At 73.1% G+C, this 9398-nt stretch carries 9 protein-coding genes; 7 read left to right on the top strand and 2 right to left on the bottom strand.

All coding sequences use genetic code 11. The annotated features are described in order from the left end of the window. The 4 genes from ACIRGB_RS31775 to ACIRGB_RS31760 all read left to right on the top strand — a co-directional run. A partial coding sequence (locus ACIRGB_RS31775) for an alpha-glucosidase C-terminal domain-containing protein (RefSeq protein ID WP_403872239.1) occupies positions 1 to 444 on the top strand: 444 nt, incomplete at its 5' end. A 28-nt stretch (positions 445 to 472) separates the two neighbouring features. Continuing rightward, complete coding sequence (locus tag ACIRGB_RS31770; protein ID WP_403872237.1) at positions 473 to 1834, top strand: maltokinase; 1362 nt, start codon at positions 473 to 475, stop codon at positions 1832 to 1834. A 3-nt stretch (positions 1835 to 1837) separates the two neighbouring features. Continuing rightward, positions 1838 to 4063, top strand: a complete 2226-nt coding sequence (gene glgB / locus ACIRGB_RS31765) for a 1,4-alpha-glucan branching enzyme (protein ID WP_403872236.1) — start codon at positions 1838 to 1840, stop codon at positions 4061 to 4063. Between the two features lie 72 nt (positions 4064 to 4135). Further along, positions 4136 to 5227 (top strand): glutamate--cysteine ligase, encoded by a 1092-nt coding sequence (locus ACIRGB_RS31760; protein WP_403872234.1) that lies wholly within the window; start codon positions 4136 to 4138, stop codon positions 5225 to 5227. 4 nt (positions 5228 to 5231) lie between these two features. Here the strand turns inward: ACIRGB_RS31760 and ACIRGB_RS31755 are convergent, their stop codons facing one another. Next, positions 5232 to 5468, bottom strand: coding sequence for a DUF6480 family protein (locus ACIRGB_RS31755; RefSeq protein ID WP_403872232.1), 237 nt, complete (start codon positions 5466 to 5468; stop codon positions 5232 to 5234). Positions 5469 to 5622: 154 nt separating this feature from the next. Here ACIRGB_RS31755 and ACIRGB_RS31750 point away from each other — a divergent pair, with 154 nt between their 5' ends. Both ACIRGB_RS31750 and ACIRGB_RS31745 read left to right on the top strand, forming a co-directional pair. Then, on the top strand, positions 5623 to 7527 hold the full coding sequence (locus ACIRGB_RS31750) for an AMP-dependent synthetase/ligase (protein WP_403872230.1): 1905 nt from the start codon (positions 5623 to 5625) through the stop codon (positions 7525 to 7527). Positions 7528 to 7659: 132 nt separating this feature from the next. Beyond that, on the top strand, positions 7660 to 8094 hold the full coding sequence (locus ACIRGB_RS31745; RefSeq protein WP_133886572.1) for an ATP-binding protein: 435 nt from the start codon (positions 7660 to 7662) through the stop codon (positions 8092 to 8094). Positions 8095 to 8103: 9 nt separating this feature from the next. On the opposite strand, the gene ACIRGB_RS31740 is transcribed toward ACIRGB_RS31745, so the two are convergent. Further along, on the bottom strand, positions 8104 to 8577 hold the full coding sequence (locus tag ACIRGB_RS31740; RefSeq protein ID WP_403872228.1) for an ATP-binding protein: 474 nt from the start codon (positions 8575 to 8577) through the stop codon (positions 8104 to 8106). Positions 8578 to 8992: 415 nt separating this feature from the next. Between ACIRGB_RS31740 and ACIRGB_RS31735 the strand changes: the two genes are divergently transcribed. Next, positions 8993 to 9398, top strand: a 406-nt coding sequence (locus tag ACIRGB_RS31735; RefSeq protein WP_403872226.1) for a HAMP domain-containing protein, incomplete at its 3' end; no start/stop codon positions are given.

The following is a 9398-nucleotide window of genomic DNA, read 5'->3' as shown; positions in this document are numbered from 1 at the left end:
TTCTCCACCTGCGACCCCGGACGCCTGTTCCTGCCCACGATCATGGACCCGGTCTACGGCTTCCAGGTGACGAACGTCGAGGCGTCCATGGCCTCCCCCTCGTCGCTGCTGCACTGGACCCGCCGCATGATCGAGATCCGCAAGCAGAACCCCGCCTTCGGCCTGGGCACCTACACCGAGCTGCCCTCCTCCAACCCCGCGGTCCTGGCGTTCCTGCGGGAGTACGGGGACGACCTGGTGCTGTGTGTGAACAACTTCGCGCGGTTCGCCCAGCCCACCGAGCTGGACCTGCGCGAGTTCGCCGGACGCCATCCGGTCGAGCTGTTCGGCGGGGTCCGCTTCCCCGCCATCGGTGAACTGCCGTACCTGCTGACCCTCGGGGGCCACGGCTTCTACTGGTTCCGGCTCACCCGAGTCGCATCCCGCATCGGCCGCCGCGCTTGAGCGTGGGCCGAGGAAAGGACGCGTCACCATGCCGAAGACCGCACCCCTGCGCACGAGACGCGGGCAGCTCGCCGAGCCGATGGCGTCGCTCGGCGAGTTGCTGCGCCAGTGGCTGCCGCGCCAGCGCTGGTTCGCGGGCAAGGACCGGCCCGTGGCCGAGCTGGGCCTGCTGTCGATGACCGAGCTGTTCCCCGGCTGTCTGCACCTCCTGGTGCACACCGGCCAGGGCTCCGTGCCCTTCCCGGGCGGCACTCCCCCGGCCGGGGACTGCTACCAGCTGCTGCTCGGCGTGCGCGAGCAGCCCTCGCCGCGGCTGGGCCGGGCCATCATCGGGCAGGTGCAGGACGGGCCGCTGGCGGGACAGACGGTCTACGACGCGCTGCACGACCCCCGGACCGCCCAGCTGCTGCTCGACCGGCTGAGGCACCCGGGCAAGGCGGGACCCCTGCGCTTCGAGGCCGACCCCGCCAGGCCGGTACCCGGCGGTCTCGCGCCGCGGCTGCTGGACGCCGAGCAGTCCAACTCCTCGCTGATCTACGGCGACGAGTTCATCCTGAAGCTCTTCCGGCGCGTCCAGCCCGGCGTCAACCCGGACCTGGAGGTGCCCGACGCGCTGGCCCGCCAGGGCTGCGGCCGGGTCCCTGCGCCGGTGGCGTGGATGCGCACCACGTATCCCTACCAGGCGACGCTCGGCGTGCTCCAGCCCTTCCTGCACGGCGCCTCCGACGGCTGGACCCTCTCCCTGAACGCGCTCGCCGCCGGGGACGAGTTCACCGTGCAGGCCCACGAGCTGGGGCAGGCGATGGGCGACGTGCACCTCGCGCTGGCCTCCGCCTTCCCGGTCGGCGCGCCCGGCGAGAACGGCCGCACGGCGGCGGCGATGACCGAGCGGCTGACCGCGGCGGCGCACTGCGTACCGGCGCTGCAACCGTTCGTCCCGGGCCTGCGGGCCGCGTTCGCGGCCCTGTCGACCTGCGACTCGGGTCCGCCCGCCCAGCGCATCCACGGCGACCTCCACCTGGGTCAGGTGCTGCGGGCCGGCCGGGACTGGTTCGTCATCGACTTCGAGGGCGAACCCTCCCGCCCGCTGGCCGAGCGGCGCAGCGCCCACTCCCCCGTGCGGGACATCGCGGGCATGCTGCGTTCCTTCGACTACGCCGCCCGGCAGCGCCGCCCGTGGCGCCCGGAGTGGTCGCGCCGCTGCCGCGAGGCGTTCTGCGCCGGTTACGCCGCACGCGCCGGATGGGACCCCCGCAAGAAGCACGGCCTGCTGCGCGCCTACGAGACCGACCGTGCCGTGTATGAGGTGCTGTACGAGGCCCGGCACCGCCCCGACTGGCTTCCCGTACCCATGGCGGCGATCGAACGACTCGCCGTGAGAGGAGACTGACCCGTGGCCCTCCGCGACACCTCGATCCCCGAGCCCTCCGGTCCCGTCGCGCCCGCACCCGGTGCGTGCGCGACCGCACCGCCCCTGGACCCCCACGACCGGGGGCGCCTGCTGGCGGGCGCCCACCACGACCCGCACGCCCTGCTGGGCGCCCACCCGGTGCCCGGCGGTGTCGCCTTCCGGGCGCTGCGCCCCTTCGCCCGCGAGGTGAGCGTGGTCGTGGACGGCGAGCGCCACGCCCTCGCGTCGGAGGAGGACGGCCTGTTCTCCGGTGTCCTGCCGCTGACCGGGATCCCGGCGTACACCCTCCTGGTGGCGTACGAGGACGGCGAGCCGCAGGAGACGCACGACCCGTACCGCTTCCTGCCCGCCCTCGGCGAGCTGGACCTGCACCTGATCGGCGAGGGCCGGCACGAGCAGCTGTGGCAGGCCCTGGGCGCCGAGCCGATGACGCACCAGGGGGTCGCCGGCACCCGGTTCACGGTGTGGGCGCCCAACGCCCAGGGCGTGCGGGTCGCCACCGACTTCACGCACTGGGACGGCACGGCGTTCCCCATGCGTTCGCTGGGTTCGTCCGGGGTGTGGGAGCTGTTCCTGCCGGGCGTCGGCGAGGGCACCCGGTACAAGTTCGAGATCCACTCCCGGTACGGGCACCGGTTCCTCAAGGCCGACCCGATGGCCCGCGCCGCCGAGGAGCCACCGAACACCGCGTCCGTGGTGACCGCCTCGCACTACGAGTGGAGCGACGCGGAGTGGATGCGGACCCGGGCGGACACGCCCGTGCACGAGGCGCCGTTCTCGGTGTACGAGGTGCACCTGGCGTCCTGGCGGCCGGGGCTGACCTACCGCGAGCTGGCCGAGGAGCTGCCCGCGTACGTGAAGGACCTCGGCTTCACCCATGTCGAGCTGATGCCGGTCGCCGAGCACCCCTACGGGCCGTCCTGGGGCTACCAGGTCACCGGGTTCTACGCGCCGACCGCGCGCCTCGGCTCGCCCGACGACTTCCGGTACCTGGTCGACGCGCTGCACCGGGCCGGGATCGGTGTGATCATGGACTGGGTGCCGGCGCACTTCCCGAAGGACGACTGGGCGCTGGGCCGCTTCGACGGCGACCCGCTCTACGAGCCCGGGGACTCCCGGCGCGCGGAGCACCCGGACTGGGGCACGTACACCTTCGACTTCGCGCGGACCGAGGTACGCAACTTCCTGGTGGCCAACGCCGTGTACTGGTGCGAGGAGTTCCACATCGACGGGCTGCGGGTGGACGCGGTCGCCTCGATGCTGTATTTGGACTACTCGCGCGACTCCGGCCAGTGGGAGCCGAACCAGTACGGCGGCCGGGAGGACCTGGCGGCCATGGCCTTCCTCCAGGAGATGAACGCGACCGTCTACCGGCGCTGCCCCGGCGTGGTGACCATCGCCGAGGAGTCGACCGCGTGGGGCGGGGTGACCCGGCCGACCGACACCGGCGGGCTCGGTTTCGGCCTGAAGTGGAACATGGGCTGGATGCACGACTCGCTGGAGTACGTCGCCCACGAGCCGGTGCACCGCAAGTACCACCACCACGAGATGACTTTCTCGATGGTGTACGCGTACAGCGAGAACTACGTGCTGCCGATCTCCCACGACGAGGTGGTGCACGGCAAGCAGGCGCTGGTGTCGAAGATGCCGGGCGACTGGTGGCAGCGGCGCGCCAACGTGCGCGCCTACCTGGGCTTCATGTGGGCCCACCCGGGCAAGCAGCTGCTGTTCATGGGGCAGGAGTTCGCGCAGGGTGCGGAGTGGTCCCAGAAGCAGGGCCCGGAGTGGTGGCTGCTGGACGAGGGGTATCACTCGGCGTCCGACCACCGCGGCATCCAGGACCTGGTCCGCGAGCTCAACACCCGCTACGCGCGCACTCCGGCCCTGTGGCAGCGCGACACCGACCCGGCCGGCTTCCGGTGGGTCTCGGTGGACGCGGCCGAGGACAACGTCTTCGCGTTCCTGCGGTACGGCACGGACGGCGCCCCGCTGCTGGCGGTGTCGAACTTCTCGCCGGTGGTGCGGCACGCGTACCCCCTTGCCGTCGGCGACGAGGCCGTCGCGTGGCAGGAGGTGCTCAACACCGACGCCGAGGAGTACGGCGGCAGCGGCGTGGCCAGCCCGGACCCGGTGAAGCCGGAGGACGGGAGCATCCGGGTCACGCTGCCTCCGCTGGCGACGGTGTGGCTGATGCCGTACGCCCCGTGAGCCTGCCAGGTGTCCGACCGGCTGTCCGGGGCAGTCGGTCGGACACACCGGCTCTCAGAAAGGCGGCACCACGTGCGCACCGTCGGAGTGGAGGAGGAGCTTCTCCTGGTCGATCCCGCGAGTGGTGAACCGCGGGCGCTGTCCGCCGCGGTGCTCGCGCGGGCCTTCCTGGACGACTCCGGGCAGGAGGTGTTCGAGAAGGAGCTGCACGAGCAGATGCTGGAGTTCGCCACGCATCCGCAGACGGACATGGAGCGGTTGCACGCGGAGATCGTCCGCTGCCGTGAGGAGGCCGGGCGGCATGCCGGGGGGATCGGGTGTGCCGTGGCCGCGCTCGCCACCTCGCCGCTGCCGGTGACGCCGTCCATCGGCGTGAACCGGCGCTACGAGTGGATGGCCGAGCAGTACGGCGTCGTGGTCCAGGAGCAGCTGGTCCTGGGCTGCCACGTGCACGTGTCGGTCGACTCCGACGAGGAGGGCGTCGCGGTGATCGACCGGGTGCGGCCCTGGCTGCCGGTGCTGACGGCGCTGAGCGCGAACTCGCCGTTCTGGCAGGGTCAGGACTCCCGCTACAGCAGCTATCGCAGCCGGGTCTGGCAGCGCTGGCCGTCGGCCGGTCCCACGGAGCTGTTCGGCTCGGCGGAGCGCTACCACCGCCGGGTCGCGGACATGCTGGCCACCGGGACGATCCTCGACGACGGGATGGTCTACTTCGACGTCCGGCTCTCCCCGCGGTATCCGACGGTCGAGTTCCGGGTCGCGGACGTCTGCCTGGACGCCTCGACGGCCGCCGTCCTCGCCGCGCTCGCCCGCGCGCTGGTCGACACGGCCGCGCGGGAGTGGCGCCGGGGCGCGGAACCGGCCGGGCACAGTGTGAGCGTGCTCCGCCTCGCGGCCTGGCGGGCCGCCCGGTCCGGGCTGACGGAGGAGTTGCTGCACCCGGCGACGATGCGGCGGATGCCGGCCGGGACGGTCGTGCGGGACCTGCTCGAGCATGTCGGGGAGTCCCTCGCGGCCGCGGGCGACCTGGACCGGGTGCGCGAGGGTGTCGACGCGTTGCTGCGGCACGGCAACGGCGCCCGGGTGCAGCGCGAGCTGCTGGAGCGCACGGGCAGCCTGCGGGAGGTCGTCGCCGCGTGCGTACGCCGTACCCAGGCGGCTTGAGACCTCAGAAGATCAGGGCCAGGGCGTAGCCCAGGAGACCCGCCGCGAAGATCAGCACGACCGCGAGGATCAGGGTCATCGGCCCCTTCCCCCAGCCCTTGGCCGGGTTGCTGAGCAGGTCCTGGGGGCCTGCCTCGGGCATGCTGCTCTCCGCTGGCGGGGTCTCCCCGGGCGGCACACCGCCGCCGGGCTCCAGGCCGGTGCTGAGTCGGGGTTCGGGATCGGGATTCACGTACGTCATGTCACACCGGGTCCCCCGATCCGGCCGGATCACCGGGTGGGAACACTTCTGCGTTCCCGGCCCCCCGCCGCCTGCGGCTGGGCTAGCCTCCGAGCACCGCCGACCACGGTGATCGTCGGCGGCGTCACCGTCCGTACACGTCAGGAGCCGGCGCATGCGCGAGACCGCACTCGCTGCCCGGGCCGTCCCGCCGCTGACCGGCGGTCTGGCCGACAGCCTCTTCGAGACGGCCGCCCGCACCCCGGCCCTGCCGATGCTCGCCCGGCGCCGCGGCCCCGGCTCGGCGTCCTGGGACGAGGTGACGGCCGTCGAGTTCCGCGACGAGGTGGTCGACCTGGCGAAGGGCCTGATCGCGAGCGGGATCTCGCCCGGCGACCGGGTGGCGATCCTGGCCCGCACCCGCTACGAGTGGACGGTCTTCAGCTACGCCCTGTGGACGGTGGGCGCCGAGGTGGTGCCGATCTATCCGACCTCCTCGCGCGACCAGGTCGAGTGGATCCTGCGGGACGCGGGCTGCGTGGGCGTGCTGGTCGAGGACGAGCAGAGCGTGATGACCGTCGGCTCGGTGTGCGCGTCGCTGCCCGCGCTGCGCCACGTCTGGCAGCTGGACGCGGGCGCGCTGGACACGCTGGTGGCGCGCGGCGCGTTCCTCCCGTTCGCCGGCGTCGACTCCATGCGCCGCATCGTGCTGCCGGACTCCACGGCGGTGGTGGCCTACACCTCCGGCACCTCCGGCCGCGCCCTGGGCTGCGCGCTGAGCCACCGCGGTCTGGCCGCGCCCTGCGACACGCTGCTGGCGGGCTGGGGCCACACGGTGGCGCCGCCGGGAGAACAGGGCGCGGTCCTCGCCTACCTGCCCTTCTCGCACGTGTACGGGCTGATGATCCAGAGCCTGTGCGTCCGGGGCGGCTTCCTGATGGCGCACGAGCCCGTGATGACCGGGGAGGCGCTCTCCTCGGCCCTGCGTACCTTCCGGCCGACGTATCTGTACGCCGTCCCGTCGGTCCTGGAGAAGATCTACAAGAATTTCCTGCGCACCGCCCAGCAGGCGGGCCGCGGTGCGCTGTTCGAGCGGGCCGCGGACACGGCGCGGGACTTCGCCGCCGCGCTGGAGCGCCAGCGCCTCGGCAGGGGGCCAGGGCCCGGCTTCGACCTGCGCCTCCAGCACGCCCTGTACGAGCGCACGGTGTACCGGCGGCTGCGCACGGCGCTGGGCGGCCGGGTGAGCCGGGCGACGTCCGGCGGTTCGCCGCTCAGCCGCGAGCTGTCCCTCTTCTACGAGGGCATCGGCGTCTACGTGCACGACGGCTACGGGCTGACGGAGACCAGCGGCGGACTGACGATGCAGCCGCTGGGCCGGGAGAAGTCGGGCACCGTCGGGCAGCCGCTGCCCGGCATGGAGATCCGGGTGGCCGACGACGGGGAGATCCTGGTGCGCGGGCCGTCGCTGTTCCAGGGGTACGTCGGTGACGAGGCCGCCACCCGCGAGGTGCTGCGCGGCGGCTGGCTGGCCACCGGCGACCTCGGGCACCTGGACGACGAGAACTACCTGGCCATCACCGGCCGCAAGAAGGACGTCATCATCACCAGCGGCGGCAAGAGCGTGGCCCCGGCCGCCCTGGAGCAGCGGCTGCGGATGCACCCGCTGGTCCACCAGGCGGTACTGGTCGGCGACAACCGGCCCTGCGTCGGTGCGCTGATCACGCTCGACCCGGAGTTCCTGACGCACTGGCGGGCGTCCCTGGCCCTGCCGGGCGACGCCCCGGCCCGGGAGGCACGCGAGGAGAACGCGCTGCGGGAGGAGATCGCGCGGGCCGTGGCGGCGGCCAACAGCGCGGTGTCCCGCTCGGAGTCCATCCGGGTCTTCCGGGTCCTGCCCGCCCCCTTCGACGTGGCGGGCGGACTGCTCACCCCGTCGATGAAACTCCGCCGCGACGAGATCGTGCGCACCTACGCGCTGGAGATCGACGCGATGTACGCGGCGCGTTCGCACCACCGGCCGGCGCCGCCGGAGGAGGCGGCCGGCTGGGAGGACGCGGACAACGTCTTCCTGCGCTGACGCGAGGTGCCGTCCCGCCACCGGACCCGGCACACCGGCGCGACTAGGTTCGGCCGACACGGGCACTTACCAACGGAGGGCATCCGATGGAGAAGGGACGGCGCCCGGCCGATGCCGGGCCGGGAAGGCGCAATGGCAGCCGAGTCGCGTTGGGACAGGACACTGGCTTCCGAGGAGATCACGAATCGCACCGCCAGCTTCACCGGGGAGCTGCACAATGTGACCGGTGCGCGGCTGGTCGCGGAGGAATTCCTCTACGACCTCGCGCGTGCGGCGCCGCCCGCGGCGCCCGAGCACTGGGACGACATCCTCCTCGTCGTCACGGAGCTGGCGGCCAACGCCGTGCAGTACGCTCCGGGGCCGTTCCAGCTGCGGCTGCGCCGTACCTTCGACGGCGTGCACGTGGTGATGCACGACACGAACACGACGGAGCCCGCACCGCGTCCCTTCCATCCGAGCAAGGGCGGCGGCGGCATCGGCTGGCATCTGATCCACACCCTGTCCGACCAGGTGAGCGTCGTCACCGGGGAGCAGGGCAAGGACATCCACGTCTTCCTGCCCTGGTGACCGGTGCGCTCACGGGGCCGGTGCGACGCGCAGGGGCACCAGTGCGCTGATCGTCTTGCCGCCTCCGGGGCGCGGGTCGACGGTGATGTCCCGGGCGAGGCGGGTGACCAGCGGCCAGCCGTAACCGCCGCCGGGGTGGGTGGTGGGAAACGCGTACGCGGCCCGGGGCACCACGGAGCTGTTGTCGTGGACGGCGATCCACAGCCCCTCCTCGGTGGGCCGGACCTCGAAGCCGGCCAGCCCCTCGCCGTGCCGGATCGCGTTGGTCACCAGTTCCGAGACCACGAGCAGCAGGTCGACGACGTCCTCCTCGCGCACCTCGCGCCCGGGGCCGCCCCAGACCGTCCGCGCCACCGACTCCGCGTACGCCCGTGCGGCCGCCGCGCCTCCCCCGGCGCCCTGCGCCGGCATGGCGGGAGGCGCCGAGAGGGCCGGTGCCGTGGTGGCCGCGGCGCTCGTACTGGACCGCTCGGCTGCTTCCATGTCCGTAGTGCCCCCGGTTTCCGCGTGCTGTCGTCCGGTCCAGTCTGCTCGCGGGGCTCCCCCACGGCGACCACCGGGCCGGGCGGACGCGACGGGCCGGACCGGCTCCACAGCAGCGCATACCCGCCCGGGGCCGCCGCATGCGGCCCGGCGGGACCTTCGGCGGCGGTGGGACGCCGACCGGGTGCGCCGCCGGTGCGCCCGGCGTGGCCCGTGCGGGGGTACGCGTCCGGCCGGGTGACGCAGCGCTTTGTCCGCGCCGGGGACCTGGGTTAGCCTCTGGCGTATTTTTCTCCCGGGCGAATCCGTGAGCTGCGCGAACGCGGACACGGCAGGCCGGACGGCCCGGGCGGTCCGGCAGGGGGTGGCGGAGTCCTCGCGGCGAGGACTCCCGGGGAGCGGAACGAGGATGCGCATGACCAGCGACAGCACCGGATCCGTCGACGCGGCTCCGGGCGATCAGGAGCTGCGCCGTCTCCTGGCGGGCCTGACGGCCGTGCGGGACGGCGACTTCGGGACCCGTCTGCCGGACGACGCGGACGGGCTGATGGGCGACATCGCCAAGGTCTTCAACGGCATGGTGGACCAGTTGTCCGTGTTCACCTCCGAGGTCACGCGGGTCTCCCGCGAGGTCGGCACGGAGGGTGCCCTCGGCGGGCAGGCGAAGGTGCCGGGGGTCTCGGGCACCTGGGCCGACCTGACGGACTCGGTCAACGCCATGGCGGGCAACCTCACCACCCAGGTCCGCGACATCGCCCAGGTGGCCACGGCGGTCGCCAGGGGGGACCTGTCCCAGAAGATCGACGTGGACGCCCGCGGCC

It is taken from the genome of Streptomyces sp. NPDC102490 (genome assembly GCF_044765285.1).
Taxonomy (GTDB): Bacteria; Actinomycetota; Actinomycetes; order Streptomycetales; family Streptomycetaceae; genus Streptomyces.
The sequence above is the reverse complement of the archived record's forward strand: the minus strand, read 5'-3'. Positions and strand labels throughout refer to the sequence as shown.